The 17,895-nt window shown below is 69.3% G+C and carries 14 protein-coding genes and 2 tRNA genes; 7 read left to right on the top strand and 9 right to left on the bottom strand.

Annotation, left to right across the window (positions count from 1 at the left end):
- Together LPA44_RS01750 and LPA44_RS01745 are read left to right on the top strand one after the other, a co-directional pair.
- Complete coding sequence (locus tag LPA44_RS01750; protein ID WP_230887873.1) at nucleotides 1-432, top strand: histone family protein; 432 nt, start codon at nucleotides 1-3, stop codon at nucleotides 430-432.
- Nucleotides 429-1,436, top strand: coding sequence for a histone deacetylase family protein (locus tag LPA44_RS01745; RefSeq protein WP_230887872.1), 1,008 nt, complete (start codon nucleotides 429-431; stop codon nucleotides 1,434-1,436). The genes LPA44_RS01750 and LPA44_RS01745 overlap by 4 nt, the downstream gene beginning before the upstream one ends.
- 18 nt (nucleotides 1,437-1,454) lie before the next feature.
- On the opposite strand, the gene cca is transcribed toward LPA44_RS01745, so the two are convergent.
- Nucleotides 1,455-2,804, bottom strand: coding sequence for a CCA tRNA nucleotidyltransferase (gene cca / locus LPA44_RS01740; RefSeq protein WP_230887871.1), 1,350 nt, complete (start codon nucleotides 2,802-2,804; stop codon nucleotides 1,455-1,457).
- Between the two features lie 100 nt (nucleotides 2,805-2,904).
- Here cca and LPA44_RS01735 point away from each other — a divergent pair.
- Both LPA44_RS01735 and LPA44_RS01730 read left to right on the top strand, forming a co-directional pair.
- Nucleotides 2,905-2,977, top strand: a tRNA-Asn gene (locus LPA44_RS01735).
- Between the two features lie 90 nt (nucleotides 2,978-3,067).
- A tRNA-Ile gene (locus LPA44_RS01730) sits at nucleotides 3,068-3,176 on the top strand.
- 138 nt (nucleotides 3,177-3,314) lie between these two features.
- Here LPA44_RS01730 and LPA44_RS01725 read toward each other — a convergent pair.
- Nucleotides 3,315-4,796 carry a sensor histidine kinase gene (locus tag LPA44_RS01725; RefSeq protein ID WP_230887870.1) on the bottom strand — a complete coding sequence of 494 codons (1,482 nt, stop codon included), beginning with the start codon at nucleotides 4,794-4,796 and terminating at the stop codon, nucleotides 3,315-3,317.
- A gap of 167 nt (nucleotides 4,797-4,963) precedes the next feature.
- Between LPA44_RS01725 and LPA44_RS01720 the strand changes: the two genes are divergently transcribed.
- Both LPA44_RS01720 and ubaA read left to right on the top strand, forming a co-directional pair.
- On the top strand, nucleotides 4,964-5,809 hold the full coding sequence (locus tag LPA44_RS01720) for a DUF7260 family protein (protein WP_230887869.1): 846 nt from the start codon (nucleotides 4,964-4,966) through the stop codon (nucleotides 5,807-5,809).
- Nucleotides 5,810-6,007: 198 nt separating this feature from the next.
- The gene (gene ubaA, locus LPA44_RS01715; protein ID WP_230887868.1) at nucleotides 6,008-6,823 is read left to right on the top strand and encodes an SAMP-activating enzyme E1; all 816 of its coding nucleotides are present in this window, start codon (nucleotides 6,008-6,010) and stop codon (nucleotides 6,821-6,823) included.
- A gap of 10 nt (nucleotides 6,824-6,833) precedes the next feature.
- On the opposite strand, the gene LPA44_RS01710 is transcribed toward ubaA, so the two are convergent.
- The gene (locus tag LPA44_RS01710) at nucleotides 6,834-7,718 is read right to left on the bottom strand and encodes an alpha/beta fold hydrolase (protein ID WP_230887867.1); all 885 of its coding nucleotides are present in this window, start codon (nucleotides 7,716-7,718) and stop codon (nucleotides 6,834-6,836) included.
- A gap of 44 nt (nucleotides 7,719-7,762) precedes the next feature.
- Nucleotides 7,763-8,827: a rod shape-determining protein gene (locus LPA44_RS01705; protein WP_230887866.1), complete on the bottom strand. Its 1,065-nt coding sequence runs from the start codon at nucleotides 8,825-8,827 to the stop codon at nucleotides 7,763-7,765.
- A gap of 102 nt (nucleotides 8,828-8,929) precedes the next feature.
- On the opposite strand from LPA44_RS01705, the gene LPA44_RS01700 reads away from it, so the two are divergent.
- Nucleotides 8,930-9,334, top strand: a complete 405-nt coding sequence (locus tag LPA44_RS01700; protein WP_230887865.1) for a DUF7522 family protein — start codon at nucleotides 8,930-8,932, stop codon at nucleotides 9,332-9,334.
- Here the strand turns inward: LPA44_RS01700 and LPA44_RS01695 are convergent, their stop codons facing one another.
- The 5 genes from LPA44_RS01695 to mutS form a co-directional block, all read right to left on the bottom strand.
- The gene (locus tag LPA44_RS01695) at nucleotides 9,335-10,723 is read right to left on the bottom strand and encodes an FAD-dependent oxidoreductase (RefSeq protein ID WP_230887864.1); all 1,389 of its coding nucleotides are present in this window, start codon (nucleotides 10,721-10,723) and stop codon (nucleotides 9,335-9,337) included.
- Between the two features lie 100 nt (nucleotides 10,724-10,823).
- Nucleotides 10,824-12,056: a hypothetical protein gene (locus LPA44_RS01690; RefSeq protein ID WP_230887863.1), complete on the bottom strand. Its 1,233-nt coding sequence runs from the start codon at nucleotides 12,054-12,056 to the stop codon at nucleotides 10,824-10,826.
- 111 nt (nucleotides 12,057-12,167) lie between these two features.
- The gene (gene kdgK1 / locus LPA44_RS01685) at nucleotides 12,168-13,118 is read right to left on the bottom strand and encodes a bifunctional 2-dehydro-3-deoxygluconokinase/2-dehydro-3-deoxygalactonokinase (protein WP_230887862.1); all 951 of its coding nucleotides are present in this window, start codon (nucleotides 13,116-13,118) and stop codon (nucleotides 12,168-12,170) included.
- A 24-nt stretch (nucleotides 13,119-13,142) separates the two neighbouring features.
- Nucleotides 13,143-15,152 (bottom strand): DNA mismatch repair endonuclease MutL, encoded by a 2,010-nt coding sequence (mutL, locus tag LPA44_RS01680; protein WP_230887861.1) that lies wholly within the window; start codon nucleotides 15,150-15,152, stop codon nucleotides 13,143-13,145.
- Nucleotides 15,153-15,192: 40 nt separating this feature from the next.
- Nucleotides 15,193-17,829, bottom strand: coding sequence for a DNA mismatch repair protein MutS (gene mutS, locus LPA44_RS01675; protein ID WP_230887860.1), 2,637 nt, complete (start codon nucleotides 17,827-17,829; stop codon nucleotides 15,193-15,195).
- Nucleotides 17,830-17,895: the final 66 nt, after the last annotated feature.

The raw sequence follows: 17,895 nt of genomic DNA, 5'->3' as shown, positions 1-17,895 counted from the left end.
ATGAGCGTCGAACTCCCGTTCGCGCCGGTCGACACCATCATCCGGCGGCACGCGGGTGACTTGCGGGTGAGCGCTGACGCGGCCGAGGAACTCGCACGGCGCATCCAGCGCCGCGGCGCATCGCTCGCGCAGGACGCCGCCGAACGCGCGGCCGCGGACGGCCGAAAGACCCTGATGGCGGCGGACTTCGGCGTCGACGAGGTGCCCGACGCCGACGAACTCACGCTGCCGGTCGCGCCGGTCGACCGCATCGCGCGCCTTGATCTCGACGACCGGTTCCGCGTCTCCAAGGACGCCCGGGTCGCGCTTGCGGACCTCTTGGAGTCGTTCGCCTCGGACGCCGCGGAGGGCGCCGCCGTACTCGCTGAGCACGCGGGCCGACGCACCGTACAGGCCGAGGACGTCCAGACGTACTTCGACCTCGTGGAATGAGATTCGGGTTCAGCGAGACGTGTCTCGCACACGACCCGGGCCCACGCCACCCCGAGAGCCCGGACCGACTGCGCGCCATCAAGCGCGGGCTCGCCAAGCGCCACAGCGTCACCTACGAGGGCGCCACGCCAGCCACCGAAGCCGACGTCGCGGCGGTCCACGACCCCGACTATGTCGACGAGATTCGCGACTTCTGCGAGTCCGGCGGCGGCGACTGGGACCCCGACACGACCGCCTCCGAGGAGACGTGGCCGGCCGCGCTCGCTAGCGCGGGCCTCGCGAAGGATGCCACGCGCGCAGCGGTGAACGGCGCCGACGGCCGGAACACGCCGTTCGCGCTCGGCCGGCCGCCGGGCCACCATGCGGTCTTCGACGACGCGATGGGCTTCTGTTTCCTGAACAACGCTGCCGTCGCCGCTCAGTACGCCCTTGACGACCTCGACGCGGACCGCGTCGCCATCTTCGACTGGGACGTCCACCACGGCAACGGCACGCAGGACATCTTCTACGACCGCAGCGACGTCTTCTACGCGTCCGTGCACGAGGACGGCCTCTACCCGGGGACTGGTGACGCCGACGAGTACGGCGAGGGCGACGGCGTCGGCTCGACGCTGAACGCGCCGTTCCCCGCGGGCTCCGGGGACGCCGACTTCTGTGCGGCGTTCGACGAACTGCTCGAACCCGCACTCGCCGAGTTCGACCCGGACGTCTTCCTCGTGAGCGCGGGCTTCGACGCCCACCGCCACGACCCAATCTCGCGGATGCACGTCACTACGGAAGGCTACGGCCTGCTCGCCGACCGCGTCCGGACGCTCGCCGACGCGACGGACGCGGCGCTGGCGTTCATTCTGGAAGGCGGCTACAGCCTCGACACGCTCGCGGACGGCATCGGCATGGTCCACGAGACGTTCGACGGCCGCGAACCCGTCGGTCCCGACGACGAGGTCAGCGATGCCGTCCGCGACTTGCTCGACGACATCCGCGCCTCCCACCCCGCGCTCTGACTCGAACGAAAAGCGACCTCAGACGGACGGTTCGAAGTACGCTGCGAGTTCCGTTCCGAAGCCGTCCGCGAGTTCCGAAACTTCCCTGCCAGCGAGCACTTCGTAGTCCCCGGCTTCCACGATGGACTCGACGTGCGCACCGAGTGCGACGTCTTCGAGTTGGGTCTCGACGAACCCCTCGGCGGTCCTGATGTCGCGTTCGCGCTCGACGACGTACCGGTCGCCGTCGAGGAACGGCCCGGCAGCGTCGCTGTCCGCGTATTTCTCGTAGAACCCCTGTGCGTGCCCGCCGACGTGGACGGGCGGTCCCTCGTGGCGCTCGACTGCTGGAAGTTCGCTCACGGTTAGCTCCGCGAACAGCACCGCGCGGTCGTCCGCCCACGTCGCCGCGCGCAGCACCTCAAACCCCTCGATTTCGAGTCCGCGCACGAGGCCGTCCCGAGAGCGATACAACTGCGGGTAGAGTTGGTCCTCCACGAGGCCCGGGGCCTCGAAGACGACTGCTAGTGGCGTCGTCCCGCGCTCTTCGACGTGCTTGCGGACCTCCTCCGCGCCGAGCGGGTCGGGCGTCGCCAGCTCGAAGACGCGCTCGTCGGGGTCGGCGAGGAACTCGCGGGCGTAGTGCTGGACGCGCGCGACGTTCTCCGCGGAGACGACCGCGGCGACGTTGCGCTCCGGGTCGGTCGGGTCGACGACCACCAGCGGGTCGTCGAACTCCGCTTCCGCGTGGTCCTCGGGATCGAGGACGACCGGCGGCTTCCAGTCCCGAATCGCGTCCAGCGTCTCCCGGAACCCGCCGTACTCCAGCACGAGCAGTTCCGTGAGGTAGCCCGAGAACCCCTGCGTTCGGAGGTCGCTGCCGTACGCTCCGATGCCCTTCAGGAACTGCTTGAACAGCCGTACGTCGCCGGCGTCCTCGTCGCTCAGTCGCTCCTCGAGGTACGCGTTGTGGAACGGCGTACGGTCGACCGCCGACTGGATGTCGGTCGCGGACTCCAGACGGTAGCACGGCACGAGGTCCACGTCGTACCCCTCAAACGTTCCCTTCACGTAGGGGTGTTCGGCGTACTCTTCGCGGCCCTCCGGAAGCACCTCGTTGCCAACTTCGAGCCCGTACTCCTGTAGCTCCTCGCGTGGGAGGTCAGGTGGGAATCGCACGAACAGGTCGATGTCGCGGTCGCCCGCGACCCACGTCCCGCGCGCCGTACTCCCGACCTGCATGACGTCCGCCTCGACGGGCAACTCCGCGATGGCGTCCCGCGCTCGGTCGGCCAGCCGCTCCGCGGCCTCGGCGAGCGCGCGCCGCTCGGCCGGCGTCGGGTCCACGCGCTCGCGGACGGCGTCGAGCACCGTCTCGAAGTCGCTCATGCGGCCGAATTCACGCGGCCGCGCCTAAGCCGTGTCGATGCCCGAGTCTGCTGGCGAAACGAAAGCCATTTCAAAACGCACCGGGTAGAAACGGGTGCGAGCCGCCATAGCTCAGTTGGTAGAGCACCTGGTTGTTACCCAGGTTGTCCCAGGTTCGAGCCCTGGTGGCGGCGTACTTTTACTACACTCACTCGCGCAGCCTCGGCTGCGCTGTCGTGGAATCCCGACAGGCTAAAGGTTCGGCCACGGGAAGCGGTGTGCGAGGGGCCTTAGCTTAGTCTGGTTCAAAGCCCCCGGCTCATATCGGCGTCCGTCACGGGGCGGGTGTCGTGGGACACCGGGTGAGCGGTGGTTCAAATCCGCCAGGCCCCACGTTTCTGTATCGATGTCGCGCAGCAACGCGTGGGTCGCTGCTCGGCTGTAACTAGGCAGGCTTTGAACTCTGAAAGTCGCGGCCAGCGAATGGAGTGAGCGAGCACGTCTTCCTCTGGGTTCACAAGTCCGCCAGCCTTACGCGCGCTGTGCGTCCGCTTCGACGAATTCGAAGCGTGCGCCGCCGCTCGCACTGTCGGCCACGACGACGTCCCAGTCGTGAGCGTGTGCGATCTCCGCGACGATGGCGAGCCCGAAGCCCGTTCCCTCAGGGGTCGTCGAGTAGCCCCGCTCGAAGACGGTCTGTCGTTCGTCCTCGGGAATCCCGGGGCCGTCGTCCTCGACGTAGAAGCCGTCGTCGAGGTCGCCGACGCGGACGGTGGGAGCGTCGCCGCCATGTTCTACCGCATTCCGGAAGACGTTCTCGAGGAGTTGCTGGAGGCGCGTTCGGTCGGCTTCGATGATCTGGTCGGTTTCGACCGCGAGCGCGGCACCCCCGGACGGGATGGTCTCCCAGCACTCGCGGCTGAACAACGCGAGGTCGACCGCTTCCGTCTCGCCGAGCGCCGTGTCGGAGCGCGCGAGCGTCAGGAGGTCGTCGATGAGGGTCTCCATGCGGTTGAGCGCGCGCCGAGCACGGTCCAGGTGCTTGACGTCGCCGGTCTCGTCCGCCAGTTCGAGGGAGCCTTCGACGACGTTCAGTGGGTTCCGGAGGTCGTGGGAGACGACCGACGCGAACTCCTCCAGGCGCTCGTTCTGGCGCTGCAGTCGCTCGTTTGCGCGGTCGCGCTGGAGTTCGTAGCTCACCCAGCGGCTCATGAGGTCGACGAGTGTGACCTCCCACTCCGAGAACTGGCCGTCGCGTGGCTCCGTGTCGTAGAAGCAGAACGTCCCGTATACGTCGTCGTCGACGAACACGGGCGCACCGATGTAACACGAGATTCCCCACTCCGTGTAGCCGGCGCGGTCGGTCTCCTTGGGAGCGTCCCGCGCGATGTCGCCGAGCACGAGGGTCTGTTCGTCGCTGGCGGCGCGCTCGCAGTTCGTCGCCGAGAGCGGGACGACGTCGCCCGCCTGGATGCTGTCGTCGTCGGCGTCCACGATTTCGAAGACGTAGTCCTCGCCGTCAATTTTCGAGAGCGTCCCGTACGCCGTCCCCAGTTCGTCGCGGCCCAGCGCGAGCAGCGCCTCGACTTTCTCCGTGAACGACCGCTGGCGGTTCGCGATGACTTCGTACATCTCGCGCAGGAACTGCTCGCGCGCCTCGATGCGTGCTCGTTGGTCGTGGCGCTCCGTCACGTCGCGACCGATGCCGGCGAAGGCGGCGGGGGAGTCGGCGGCGACGCGGTGGGCCTCGAAGTCGTAGGGGATGCGGTCGCCGTCGGCGGTCACGAGGTCGGCTTCGACGACCGCCGACCCGGTGTCGAACAGTTCGTCGACGACTTCCGTAGTCTGGACGTCGAAGAGGTCGCCGAGCGTCGCCGCCGCCAATTCGGCGTCGGTGTAGCCGGTCACGTTCTCGGCTGCTCGGTTCCACACCACGACGGCCCCGTCTTCGTCGAACCCCAGAAACACGTCGTCGAGCGCGTCCAGAAAGGGGAACTCCGGCGCGTCACTCATCGGCAATCACGTGTTCGGCACCGCGTCGCGCGTTCATCTATACGTCGCTACTGACGCCGCGGCCACCTGAACGCATCGGCCGAACTCGGTCCCGGGTGGGGACGGGCACCGAGACCAATATAGCACTCCTAGCAGTCTTCTATACGAGCGCTGTCGAAGCCACGGATATGCCACAGTCTGCCACTCGGGGGCACGGGACCGACGCGACCGCGGGCTTCGGGGAGTGGATTCCCGACGCGCGCCGCGCACTCCGCCGCGAACGACACATTCTCCAGACGGAAGCCGACGCTTTCACGCGGTTCTGCCGGCGCGTCCAGTCGGTCGACGTCGACGCCGAGTCCGCCGACTCGATGCCCGCTCGGTCGGCGACGACCACGCTTGCTACTCGACGCGACCACGCCGACAGCACCGCGAGTGTCGCGATTCGGGAGGCGTACGTCGAGACGGTCATGGACGCCCCGCACTACGCGGCCGAGTACGGCGACACCTACTGGGAGAGCGTGGCCTCGGAGTTCGGAGCGGAGTTGGCGGTGGCGCTCCGGCAGGCTGCTCGCGTGACGCCGCTCCTGCGCGACCAACTGCTCGCCGCGGCCCGCGAGTCCAAGCGCAGCCGCAAGCGACTCTGCTCGGACCTCTACGACGAGGCGAGCGCGCTCGACGCCGCCGAGCGGACGCTCCGCGCCGTCCACGAGGACCTCGTAGCGATTCGTTCGCGGCCGTTCTACGGCTGTCCGCCGCACGAACTCCGGCAGCTCCTCGCGGACCTCGACGCCCTCGAAGCCGACTGCCAGGACCTCGCCGTCCGCCGCCAGGCGGGCGACCTCGAACCGAAGACCGTCCACGTGCCGTCCGCGGAAGCCCGCCCGCTCAACGAGTACCTCTACCAGTCGCTGTCGTCGTCGCACCCGCTGTTGAGCGCGGTCGGGCGCGCCAGCGACGAGGTCGCCACCACGGCCCGGCGAATCCGTCGCGCGCTCCCCGCTGACTCAGAAACCGCCGAATACGGCGGCTAAGGGGCTCTATCGGGATTTAGTCCGTCCCTATCGGTCGCGATTCGACCTGACAAGACATTTACCGGGGGAGTCGGTATGAGCCACTGCCGGGTAGGGGTACCCGTAGTTCTTTCGTCGCTACACCCGCCAGCGACAGCTTCGTCGACGCGTGCTGCCGGACGGGAAACGCTTACCCGCGCCCACGCCGTCCCCACGGGTATGTCCGGGCTGAATCTCGACCCGGTGCAGCTCGACCGCTACTCGCGACACATCATCATGGACGACGTCGGCGCCGAGGGCCAGAAGCGCCTGCTCGACGGCGACGTGCTCGTGGTGGGTGCGGGCGGTCTGGGCGCGCCGGTCATCCAGTACCTCGCGGCCGCGGGCGTCGGCCGGCTCCGCATCGTCGACCACGACGACGTCGAGCGCTCGAACCTCCAGCGCCAAATCATCCACGCGGACGCCGACGTCGGCCGCCCGAAGGCCGAGAGCGCCCGCGAGTACGTCGAGGACCTCAACCCCGACGTGGACGTCGACGCGCACGTCACGCGCCTCGACCAGTCGAACGTCGGCGAGTTCCTCGACGGCGTCGACTACGTGGTGGACTGTTCGGACAACTTCGCGACGCGCTACCTCGTCAACGACGCCTGCGTGCTCCGCGAGATTCCGTTCAGCCACGCCGCCATCTACCGCTTCGAGGGCCAGGCAATCACGTACGAACCCGGAAACGCCTGCTACCGCTGCCTGTTCCCGGAAGCCCCACCAGAAGGAACGATTCCCGACTGCGCGACCGCGGGCGTGCTCGGCATCCTCCCCGGGACGATGGGCTGCATTCAGGCCACCGAGTGCGTGAAGGGCCTGCTCGACTACGGCGAGCGCCTCACCGGCCGCCTGCTGTTCTACGACGCCGGCGACATGTCCTTCGAGACGGTACCGGTCGCGAAGAATCCCGACTGCCCGGTCTGCGGCGACGACCCCGCCATCGACTCCGTCGCGGACGTCGAGTACGTCGAAGGCTGCACCGTCCCGTCGTAACGCCTACTCGCTACTTGCTCTCCTCGCGCCCGACTGCCCAGCCGAAGATGTCGCGTGCCTCCTCGACGATTGGCCGGAAGTGGCCGGCGTCCTCGTAGACCGTGAGGTCGGCGTTCGGCACCTCGCTGGCGACGCCTTCGCCCGCCGCGACCGGGACGTTGGCGTCGCTCTCCCCGTGGAATACGCGCGTCGGCACTGCGACGTCCGCGAGGTCGAAGTCCCACGCGCCGTAGAGCACGCTGTAGTCGGTCGCCAGCGGCGTCGTTCCCTGGCTCAGCCCCTCGCGAAAGTCCGCCAGTAGCACGCGCCCGCTCTCGCCGCGCCGCGGGTCCGCGAGGTCCGTGTCGGGTTCGCCGACGACGTCAGTGAACGAGTCCGCGCTCGCGACGGCGCGCGCCATCAGCCAGACGAGCGGCCGGCCGAACTGCGGCGACACCCGCGACGCGGACGCCAGCGCGCGCTCGAACCCGAGGTCGCCGCGCGCGGACCCCGGCGGCCCGACCCCCGAGACGACCGCGCAGCGAGTCACGCGCTCTGGATTGTGTGCGGCACACGCCAGCGCGTACGGCCCACCCCCGGAAAAGCCGACGACGGCGTACTCCTCGATGCCGAGTTCGTCCGCGAGTGCCGCCACGTCCGCGGCCCAATCCGCGAACGTCCTGCCGGGCTGGCGGTCGGACGCGCCGAAGCCCGGGCGGTCGGGTGCGATTACGCGCGCGCCGACCTCGGCTTTCGCGTCGCGGCCGAGCTGCCCGGAGATTCGGGACCCCGGCGTGCCGTGACAGAAGAACACGGGCGTGCCGTCGGGGTCGCCGTACTCCGCGTACGCCAGCGTGCGACCGTCGGGAAACTGTACCTCTTCGGTCGGGACGTCGTCGCGCAGGTCGGGGACCATCCCGTTCAGGTGGTTCTCGCCCGCCGAGAAAAACGTTGTCCGGCTCAGTACTCGTTCAGTTCCACGAGCCGGTCGGCGATGCGGTGGGCGCCGCGCGCGGCCGCCGTCGCCGGGTCGTCGGCGGTCGTCACCTCGACGTCGCGTTCGAGTTCCTCGCTCAGGCGTTCCTCGAATTCGGCGACGACGTCCGGGATACAGGCCATCCCGCCCGTGAGCACGACCGGGTTGTCGAGGGCCTGCTGGTAGATTTTCATGTAGTCGTTGGCGAGTTCCGGCATGAAGACGTTCGCGACCTCGTCGACCGCGTCGTCGACGTACTCGTCGACGGCGTCCATCACGCTGTGCTCGATGGTGAATTCGTAGGTGCCGCCGCCGGGCTGCTGGATGATGTCGCTGAACGGCTCGTAGTTCAGGAAGTCCGCGTGCTCCTCCTTGTACTCGCGGGCGGTCGTGAGGTCGATGTTCACGCGGCCCTGCGTCTCCTCCTCGACGTAGTTCGCGATGCGGCGGTCGACCTCGGTACCTGTGATGGCGCCCGTCGAGAACGGCGCGAGCTGCTCGCCGCGGCGGTACGCGCACGCTTCGAGGTTCGTCGAGCCCATGTTGACGGCGACGAACGTCTCCTCGATGGCTTCGAGGTCGTCGCCGAGCGCGGGCACCGCGCCGCACAGCGACTCGGGGTACGACCGGACCAGCCGCTCGCCGAGGGGGCCGTCCTCGATGATTTCGGAGAGGCGCTCCAGCCCGATCTCGTTGTCGATGGTGGGGATGGCGTACACCACGACCGAGTCCTCGGGGAGGCCGTTCGAGCGTGCGAACTCCTCGAGGAACGTCTTCGCGAGGTCTGTCGTCTCCTCGTCCTCGGGCAGCCCGGACCGGAGCATGTAGCGCACGCGGTCGGGGTACTCGGTCGCGGCTTCCTCGCCGTAGAGGACGTGCTCCTCGCCGGTGAGCGCGTCCTCGTAGGTGGCGAGACACGTCAGCGTGCGGAGAACGTTCGGGTCGTCGGCGTCGCCCGCGGAGACGACCGTGCGCGTGCTCCCGACTTTCACCCCGAGAGCGGCCGGTTGCTCGTCGAACTCGCCGTCGCTGCTCTCTGAGTCGGACATGTGACGCCGTTCCAACGGAGCGCGTATAACTCTTGTAGGCGGTGCTCCCGGTTCCCCGTAGCGCGCCCGTGGTTTTTTGCTGGCGCTCTCCGCAGGACCAGTATGGGAAACGATAGCAACCTCGACGAGGCGTTCGCGGACGAACTCGTCAGCGTCTGCCGGACCACCGTCGGCGACCGCCTCCGCAGCATCACGTACTTCGACACCACCAACGAGGAACAGATATACCTCCGCGACGACCTCGAACCCGGCGCGAACATCGTCGGGTTCGCCAACGAGGAGCGCAGCGGCTTCAAGTCCAAGCGCATCTACGAGGACACCGAACTCGGCGACTACCAATTCACCATCCGCGCGTTCGAGCACGGCTACCTCACGCGCGTCATCCACGGCTACCACGGCGCGTTCGTCACCACCGACCGCCTGCCGACGGACCGCTTCGAGGACCTCGCCAGCGCCGTCGACAGCGTGCTCGGCGAGTACGACACCGCGTGGCTGCGCCCCGACTAACTACAACTGCGCGGCGGTCTCGCGGAACAGCCCGTCCAGGATTTCGGGCGTCGTCGGATGGTACGCACGGTCCGGAAGTTCTCGGACGTCCATCTCTCCCTCTAGAATCACTTGCATCGTTTTCGCCATCGCGTCCGCGTCGTAGTGGAGGCCGTGGTAGCCGAGCACGGTGCCGTCGTCGGCATCGACGACTAATCGCGCCGTCCCACGCGACGCCACCTTCGCCTTGAACACGCCGTCGTCGCTGGCGTCGCGCTGCGCGGTCACGACCTCGTGGCCTTCCTCGCGCGCCTGCTCGGTCGTCAGCCCGAGCGACGCGAACGGGTAGACGCCCGCGCCCGAGAACATCACCTTGTGCGGGAGCGGGTCGTACTCCTCCAGCGGCTCGCTGGCCTCGCGGTGGACGACGTTCCGGCCCGCGAGGTAGCCCTCCTCTTTGGCCGTGTGTAGGAGCATGCGGTCGCCGACGGCGTCGCCGACGACGAACACGCGGTCGTCGTCCGCCGCCTGCATCGTGTCCCCGACCCAGCCCGGCTCCGGGGAGAGCGCGGTTCTCTCCATGTCGTCGGGGAACGAGGGCTCGCGGCCCGTGAACAGGAACAACTGGTCGCCCTCGGCGACGGAGCCGTCGTCGAGGTGGACGCGCGCGCCGCCGTCCGGCGTCGCCTCGACGCGCTCCTCGCGGACCTCCGTGCGAATCTCGACGCCGAACTCCTCGCGGTACATATCCAGTAGTTCCTCGCCGAACGACGGGTGGTAGTCGTCCAGCGGCCGGTCGTCGTGCTCGACGACGGTGATGTCCATCCCCGCGGCCTCCGTGAGGTACGGGACGAGTTCGAGGCCGACGTAGCCGAACCCCATCACCACCCCGGAGTCCGGAAACTCGGTCGCATCGAGCACGTCCCTGCTGCCCATCCAGTCCACGTCGTCGATGCCCGGGAGGTCTGGGACGTTCAGCGTCGACCCGGTCGCGAGCACGACGTAGTCAGCCTCGATGCGCTCGCCACCCACGTCCAGCGTGCGGTCGTCGACGAAGTCGGCGGTTTCGTGGTGGAAGGTGACGTTCTCGCGCTCCGCGAGGTCGTGGACCGCGCCCCGGCGGTGCTCGGCGTACCCGAGCACGTTGTCATCCTTTCGCTCGACCACTGCGCTCAGATCCACGTCGGGGACGTCCCCGACCAACCGGTCGTCGTCCCGGGCCTGATAGCGGTGCGCGGCTGCCGACAGCACCTCCTTCGAGGGCATGCAGCCGCGGAGGATGCAGAGCCCGCCGCCGGGTTCGCCGTCGTCGACGAGTGTCAGTTCCACGTCCGCCTCGGCCAACACTTCGGCGGCCGCGACGCCCGCGCTCCCGTACGCTCCGACGACGACTACGTGCGGTCGCGTCATAGCTAGGCCGACGTGCGCCCGCGAGAAATGGTTTCGGCCCGGAGCGACGCGCACCGGCGTCGGCCGCGCCGAGAGAACGTTCAAGAGTCGGCTGCAGTCGCTACTGCCGGAGCGCGTACAGCGCCGCACCGAGCACGGCGACCAGAGCGGTGCCGAGGCCGAACCCGGGCGCGCCGCCGCCGGTTTCGCCGCCGTCGCCACCGGACTCGGTGGTGTCTGCGGCCGTCGTCTCGGCGGTCGTCGTCTCACTCGTCGTGCCCTGCGTCGTCTCGGTGGTCTCGCTCCCCGTCATCTCGATGGTGCGCTTCGAGAAGTGGTTGAGCGCGACGTACACCTTCGCCTTCGACGACGCACTCGACGACTGCTTCACCATGTACCGCGAGGTGTCGCCGCCGATTGCGCCCTCAACTTCGCTGTAGGAGGACGCTTCGACGGCAGCCTCGCCGTCCACCGTCACGTCGATGTTCGAGACGGTCCCTACTGCGGCCTCACTGACGCTCGTGACGACGATTTTCCCGCGCTCGCGGGTGCGGTTGACCGTCACGCGAACGGTGTCCTCGGCAGCCTGCTCGGCTGCGATAGCCGTCTGCTGGCTGTACGTCACCGTGTCAGTCACCATCTCGCCGTCCTGCTGTTCGACGTACACCTCGCCGGTCGCCGTCCCGGACGCGATGTACTCCTCGGTCTGCTCGTCCTCGCTGGACTTCTCCTCGGGGTACGCGCGGAACACGAGCCGCGAGTCGCTTTCGAGCCGCGCGGAGACGTCGCCATCCTCGTTGACGGTCACGGAGCCGTTCCCGACGACCACGAACGTCCCCTGGGTGCCGTTCGCTGTCGTCACCTCGACCTGGCTGTCCGACTCGCTCTCGGCCGTGGCTCCCTCGGAGACGTTCGCCACGACCACCTGGTTGTTGCCGCCCGCTTCCACGACGAGGATGCCGTGGTCGTTGTCGTGGGCGGTCATCGACGCCGACCCTTCGGCGGCGATTTCGGCCTGGGCGTTCGCGCTCGTCTGCATCGAGAGCGCGCTCCCGGCGATGCTCGTCACCGCCGAGAGGTCGACACCGACGTCCACGCCGATGCCGCCGTCGGTGGCGGACTCGGACTGGACCTTCACGCTGTCGAGGGCGGTGTCCCCGCCGACGCGGTAGTTCGCCACGGCGTTCTGCCGGACGTCGAACTGCACGTGCGTTCCGGCGTACGCCGACCCACTCTGTGCCTCTGACACTGCGCCACTACCCTGCGTACTGGTCGCTGCTGCCGCGGCAGCCGTCGTTCCGGCGCTCGCGACGACCAACACCGTCAGCAGTGCAGCGGTCGCTGTTCGTTTCATCGCGTCCGAATCGGAGTGCAGTCGGACAAAAACGCCTTGGGGCCACGTGTTAGCCCGCCTACCCGACAAGCAGACAACCGTTTCCTCCGGCCAGCGTTCGAACCGCGTGCGTCAGCGGTTGATTGCCGCGCCCCCGCCCGCCAGCACGCCCTCGACCTCCTCGCGCGTGACCAGCGCGGTGTCGCCGGGCATCGTGCGCTTCAGCGCCGCGGTCGCAGCGCCCCACTCCAGGGCGTCACGCACGTCGCCGCCCTCGATGCGGCGCGCGAGGAACCCGCCAACGAACGCGTCGCCCGTGCCGACCGCGTCGTACGTGTCGGCCTCGAACGCCGGCTGCTCGTAGACATCCTCGTCGTGGACCGCGAGCGCGCCGTCCGCGCCCAGCGTCACGATGACCGTCTCGAAGCCGAACTCGTCTGCCAGCCCGCGCCCGATTTCGCCGGCGTTCCCCTCGTGGGCGAGCACGTGGCGTGCGTCGCGCTCCGCGGCGATGAGCACGTCCACGTCCGGGAACAGCGTCTCCAGCACCTCGCGGGCTTCCTCGGGTTCCCAGAGTTTCGCGCGGTAATTCACGTCCAGCGCCGTCGTCGTCTCCGAGGCCGTCGCGCGCTCAAGCAGCGCGGCGGTCGTCTCCGCGAGCGTCTCCGAGAGCGCGGGCGTGATGCCGCTCGTGTAGAAGTACTCTGCTGCGTCGACGCGCTCGGTCGCGAGTTCGTCGGGCGTCGCGGTCGTCACCGCGGCGTTCGCGCGGTCGTAGACGACGTTCGTCCCGCGGGGCTCGCCCGCCTGTTCGAGGTAGTACGTGCCCTGCCGCCCGGTCTCACTCCACGCCACGTCGGGCTCGGTGCCCTGCGCGCGCAGCGTCGCCGTCACCTTCCGGCCCAGCGGCGAGTCTGGGAGTTTCGACAGCCACGCGGTGTCCGCGCCGAGGCGGCCGGCGTTCACCGCGACGTTGCTCTCCGCGCCCGCTGCGCGGAACTCCAGTTCGGTCGCGCGCTCCAGTCGCTCCTGTCCGGGTGGCGAGAGCCGGAGCAGGGTCTCGCCGAACGTCACGAGGTCCATACCCCGCGGTACGGCGGCCGGGGTTTAGTTCCCGCCGTCTTCGCGGCGCCGCCCACCGTGCCCGGGGTAGTCGCGTTCGAAGCGCTCGGCGAGCTCGTCGGCGTCCACGCGAATCAGCGTCGGTCGGCCGTGCGGGCACGCGTACGGGTTCTCGCAGCCGTCCAGTCGCTCCAGTAGCGCCACCACCGACCCCTCCGTCAGCGACGTGTTCCCCGTCACCGCCGGCCGACACGCGAGGTCCGCGAGCAGGTCGTCCGCGGCGTCCGCGACCGGGTCACCGCCCGCGTCCGCCACGAAGTCCGCGAGCACGTCCCGCGCCAACTCGGGGTCGAGCACGTCTGCCAGCACTGCTGGCACCGCCGTCACGCGAGCCGTCCGCCCGGACAGCTCCGCGTCGAACCCGAGCGCGCGCAAGTCCTCGATTGCCGCGTCGAACACCGCCGCCTCCCCCGCCGTCAACTCCAGTTCGACCGGCGAGACGAGCGCCTGCGACGCGCCGCCGACCTGTTCCTGTAGGCGTTCGTAGTGGACGCGCTCGTCGGCCGCGTGCTGGTCGACGAGCACGAGGCCGTCGTCCGTCTCCGCGACGACGTACGTCTCCGCCAACTGGCCGAGCACGCGCAACTCCGGCAGCGAGTCGAAGTCGTCCGCCGCGTCCTCGTCGTCGGCCCCGCTCGTCGGCTCCGTGAGTCGCGCGTTCTCCGTCGGCGCGTCGAACGACGAACGAGTGTTCGCACGCTCGCTGGATTCGCTCTCGCTCGTCGTCGAGTCCCCCGTCAGCTCGCTCGTGCTCGGCTCCCGTTCAGTTCCGCTCGGCTTCCGCTCGGTCGACTCGGGTTCGCTGTTCGACAGCGAGTCCGTCACGCGGCTCTGGTGTTCCGCGCTCTCCACGGCGACGTCCGCCGCGCTGGACGTGTCGCTCTCGCGCGTCGTCCCTTCTGCCGAATGTTCGCTCTCGTCGCGCTCGCTCGCGGGCGAAATCGTCGCGTCTCCGGGCTTCGACGCGCCCCGCGGTGCCTGCGAGCGCACGATGCCGGCGTCCAGTAGTGCGTCACGCACCGCGTCCTCGACGGCTGTTTGCACGCGGTCCTCCTGCTCGAACCTGACTTCCATTTTCCGCGGGTGGACGTTGGCATCCACACCGTCCGTCTCCACGAACAGCACCGTGAACGGGTAGCGGTCTGCGGCGAGTTGGCCGCCGTAGGCGTCGAGGACGGCCTCGCGGAGCACCGAGTCGCGGACCGAGCGCCCGTTCACGTACGTCGCGAGGTACTCGCGGGTCGAGCGCGTCGTCTCCGGCTCCGAGACGTAGCCGTGGACGCGCTCGACCGGTCCCTCGGGTGTCGCGTCCACTGGGACGAGCGATTGGGCGACCTCGCGGCCGTACACCGACAGCGCCGCGTCCCGCACGTCCCCGCTGCCGGTCGTCGCGAACACCTCGCGGCCGTCGTGAGTCAGCGAGACGGCGACGTCCGGGTTCGCGAGCGCGTACCGCGTCACCGCGCGGTTGACGTGTGCGAATTCCGTCGCCGGCCGCTTCAGGTACTTGCGGCGCGCCGGCGTCTCCGCGAACAGGTCCGCGACCTCCACCGTGGTCCCGGCCGGCCGTCCAGCCGGCTGTAGGTCACCGATATCGCCGTGTTCGACGGTGAGCGTCGACCCGGAGTCGCCCGCGTCCCGGGCGCGCGTCGTCACCGTCATCCGCGAGACGGAACCGATGGTGTAGAGGGCTTCGCCCCGGAAGCCCAGCGTCGCGACTGCGTCCAGTTCGCTGGCGTCGCTGAGTTTGCTCGTCGTGTGCTGGTGGACCGCAGCCCGCAGGTCCTCCCGGGTCATCCCGTGGCCGTCGTCCGCGACGACGATTCGGTCGCGGCCGCCGCTCTCCACGGTGACGTCGATGCTCGCGGCGTCCGCGTCGAGGCTGTTCTCCACGAGCTCCTTCACCACGCTCGCGGGCCGCTCGACGACCTCGCCCGCCGCAATCTGGGCTACGGTCGCGTCGTCCAGCTCCCGGATGCGGTCGCCGTCAGTCATACTCGCCAGCAGGCGACCCGCGCGTATCAATCCCGCGCTGCTACTCGTCCAGCCGCCGCTGCCACTCCTGCACGCGCGAGAGCAGTTCCACGGGCGGCGTCTCGTTGACGTCGACGTCCCGGAGGTCGTCGAGCACCTCGCGCGCCTCGGGGTCCAGTTCCGCTGTCTCGCCGCCGTCCGCAGCGCTCTCGGTTTCGACTGACGGCTCCTCCGCGCTCCCCGCGTCGAACTCGCCGGAATCGAGGTCGAACACCGCTTGCACGGGTTCGCTCGCCGAACCCCGGGCTTCGACGGCCTTCTCCTCGCGGAGGCGGTCCAGCACCTCTCGCGAGCGGTCCACGACCGGGTCGGGGACGCCCGCGAGGTCCGCGACGTGGACGCCATACGAGCGGTCGGTCGCGCCGTCCCGGACCGTCCGCAGGAACGTCACGTCCCCGTCGCGCTCTTCGGCGGCGACGTGGACGTTCGCGACGTCGGCGAGGTGGTCCGCGAGCGCCGTGAGTTCGTGGTAGTGGGTCGCGAACAGGGTTTTTGCTCTGACCTCGTTGTGCAGATACTCTGTGGCTGCCCACGCGATGGAGATGCCGTCGTAGGTCGCGGTCCCGCGCCCGACCTCGTCCAGGATTACGAGCGAGCGCTCGGTCGCGGCGTGGAGGATGCGGCTGAGTTCCTGCATCTCCACCATGAACGTCGAGCGCCCCTGCGCGAGTTCGTCCAGCGCGCCGACCCGCGTGTAGATGCCGTCCACGAGGCCGATGCGGGCGGCGTCGGCGGGCACGTAACTGCCGACCTGCGCAAGCAGGACTATTAGGGCGACCTGCCGCATGTACGTCGACTTCCCGCTCATGTTCGGGCCTGTGACGACGAGGAATCGTCTCCCGTCGCCGAACCGCGCGTCGTTCGGCACGAATTCGGTAGTCTGCTCGACGACGGGGTGGCGGCCGCCCTCGATTGCGAGGTCGTCGCCGTCAACGAGTTCAGGCTGAATCCACCGGTTCGCGGCCGCGTGCTCGGCGAGGCTGGCGAGCGCGTCCAGTTCGGCGAGCGCGCGGCCGACGCGCTGGAGGGCTTCGGCGTGCCCGCCCACCCACTCGCGCAGGTCGTCGAACAACTCGTACTCGAGGTCGCCGCGCTCCTCCTCGACGAGCAGAATCCGCCGCTCCCGTTCTTCGAGTTCCTCGGTGGTGTACCGCGTGGAGTTCTTCAGGGACTTCACCTCGCGGTACGCCTCGGGTACTGCGTCGGTCTCGGACTTGCCGACCTGCACGTAGTAGCCGTCGGTTTTGTTCCGGTCGACCTGCAGGTGCGTGATTCCCAGCCGGTCCTTCTCGCGGGACGCCAGCCCGTCCAGCCACTCCTCGTGCTCGCGGGCTTCCTGGAGCAACTCGTCGAGTTCGTCGTCGTACCCTTCGCGAAGTAGGCCTCCCTCTCGGAGCGTCTTCGGCGGGTCCTCGGCGAGCGCGGCGTCCAGTTCGGCGCGCACCCCGGCGGCCGCCTCGCGGTCCACGCCCTCCAACACCTCCGTCACGGGCGAGTCCGCGAGGTCGGGGTCGGACTCGAGCGCGTCCACGGCCTCGGGTAGCGCCGCAAGCGTCTCCCGGATTCGGAGCAGGTCCGTCGCGTCGGCCCGCCCGCCAGCCGCCCGGCTCGCGAGGCGTTCGAGGTCGTAGACGTCGCCGAGCACGTCCCGGAGCCCGTCACGCGCGAGCGGTGCGTCCGCGAGCGCGCCCACGGCGGCCTGCCGGCGCGCCAGTTCCGCGCGGTCTCGGAGTGGGCGGGTCAACCACGCTTGCAGACGTCGACCGCCAGCAGCGGATACCGTGTGGTCGAGCGTGGCGAACAGCGACCCGTCGCCGTCGCCGCCCATCGTCGCCGTCAGTTCGAGGTTGCGCTGGGTCGTCGCGTCCAGTTCGACGTGGTCGTCCGCACGATAGGGCTGGAGGCGCGTCAGCGACGCCAGCACGCCCGCGTCCGTCGCCGCCACGTAGTCGATGGCTGCGCCCGCTGCTCGCGCTGCCGGGCTGTCGCTGTCGACGCCGAGGCTGTCGAGCGCGCCGTCGCCGAACTGCTTGCGCACGCTGTGGGCGGCCTTCCCGGGCGCGAACGCCGACGCCTCGTGCAGCGTCAGCGTCGCGTCCGCGCGCTCGCGGAGCGCGCCGAGGAAGTCGTCGTCGCCCCGCAACTCGGGGCCGGGCAGTACTTCCTCAGGGCTGAACCGGTGAAGTTCCGTCAGCACGTCCGTCTCCGTCTCGGCGTCCGCGACGTGGAACTGGCCCGTCGTCACGTCCACGAACGCCAACCCCCACGTCTCGTCGCGGACGACCGCCGCGAGGTAGCGGGCGTCCGCGCCAGTTACGTCCACGAACGTCCCGGGCGTGGCGACCCGGGTGATTTCGCGCTCGATGTCGTCGGCGCCGTCCTCGACTTGGTCGGCGATGGCGACGCGGTAGCCGCGCTCGACTAGCGTCGCGACGTACGGCGTCAGGTCGTCGACGGGCACGCCCGCCATCGGGTACGACGACCCGTGCGCGGACTTCTCGGAGACCTGCAGGTCGAGGACGTCCGCGACCGTGCGCGCGTCCTCCGCGAAGAACTCGTAGAAGTCCCCGACCTGCATCGCGAGCAGATCGGCGTCGGTCTCGTCTTTCAGGTCGAGGAACTCCTCGACTATGCCCATGGCTGGTTCCTCGCTCGCATCGTCGGAACGCTGGCCGCGCGTCGCAAAGAACCCTCCGGACGCCGC

The sequence above is a fragment of the Halobacterium sp. KA-4 genome (genome assembly GCF_021028995.1).
Taxonomy (GTDB): Archaea; Halobacteriota; Halobacteria; order Halobacteriales; family Halobacteriaceae; genus Halobacterium.
The sequence above is the reverse complement of the archived record's forward strand: the minus strand, read 5'-3'. Positions and strand labels throughout refer to the sequence as shown.

What these genes read in the sequence shown, in the direction of transcription:
- mutL (WP_230887861.1), bottom strand. Translation starts at nt 15,152, where the DNA reads ATGACTGACGGCGACCGCATCCGGGAGCTGGACGACGCGACCGTAGCC.
- cca (WP_230887871.1), bottom strand. Translation starts at nt 2,804, where the DNA reads ATGAGCGACTTCGAGACGGTGCTCGACGCCGTCCGCGAGCGCGTGGAC.
- LPA44_RS01745 (WP_230887872.1), top strand. Translation starts at nt 429, where the DNA reads ATGAGATTCGGGTTCAGCGAGACGTGTCTCGCACACGACCCGGGCCCA.
- LPA44_RS01700 (WP_230887865.1), top strand. Translation starts at nt 8,930, where the DNA reads ATGGGAAACGATAGCAACCTCGACGAGGCGTTCGCGGACGAACTCGTC.
- LPA44_RS01705 (WP_230887866.1), bottom strand. Translation starts at nt 8,827, where the DNA reads ATGTCCGACTCAGAGAGCAGCGACGGCGAGTTCGACGAGCAACCGGCC.
- mutS (WP_230887860.1), bottom strand. Translation starts at nt 17,829, where the DNA reads ATGGGCATAGTCGAGGAGTTCCTCGACCTGAAAGACGAGACCGACGCC.
- LPA44_RS01750 (WP_230887873.1), top strand. Translation starts at nt 1, where the DNA reads ATGAGCGTCGAACTCCCGTTCGCGCCGGTCGACACCATCATCCGGCGG.
- LPA44_RS01725 (WP_230887870.1), bottom strand. Translation starts at nt 4,796, where the DNA reads ATGAGTGACGCGCCGGAGTTCCCCTTTCTGGACGCGCTCGACGACGTG.
- LPA44_RS01690 (WP_230887863.1), bottom strand. Translation starts at nt 12,056, where the DNA reads ATGAAACGAACAGCGACCGCTGCACTGCTGACGGTGTTGGTCGTCGCG.
- LPA44_RS01710 (WP_230887867.1), bottom strand. Translation starts at nt 7,718, where the DNA reads ATGGTCCCCGACCTGCGCGACGACGTCCCGACCGAAGAGGTACAGTTT.
- kdgK1 (WP_230887862.1), bottom strand. Translation starts at nt 13,118, where the DNA reads ATGGACCTCGTGACGTTCGGCGAGACCCTGCTCCGGCTCTCGCCACCC.
- LPA44_RS01720 (WP_230887869.1), top strand. Translation starts at nt 4,964, where the DNA reads ATGCCACAGTCTGCCACTCGGGGGCACGGGACCGACGCGACCGCGGGC.
- ubaA (WP_230887868.1), top strand. Translation starts at nt 6,008, where the DNA reads ATGTCCGGGCTGAATCTCGACCCGGTGCAGCTCGACCGCTACTCGCGA.
- LPA44_RS01695 (WP_230887864.1), bottom strand. Translation starts at nt 10,723, where the DNA reads ATGACGCGACCGCACGTAGTCGTCGTCGGAGCGTACGGGAGCGCGGGC.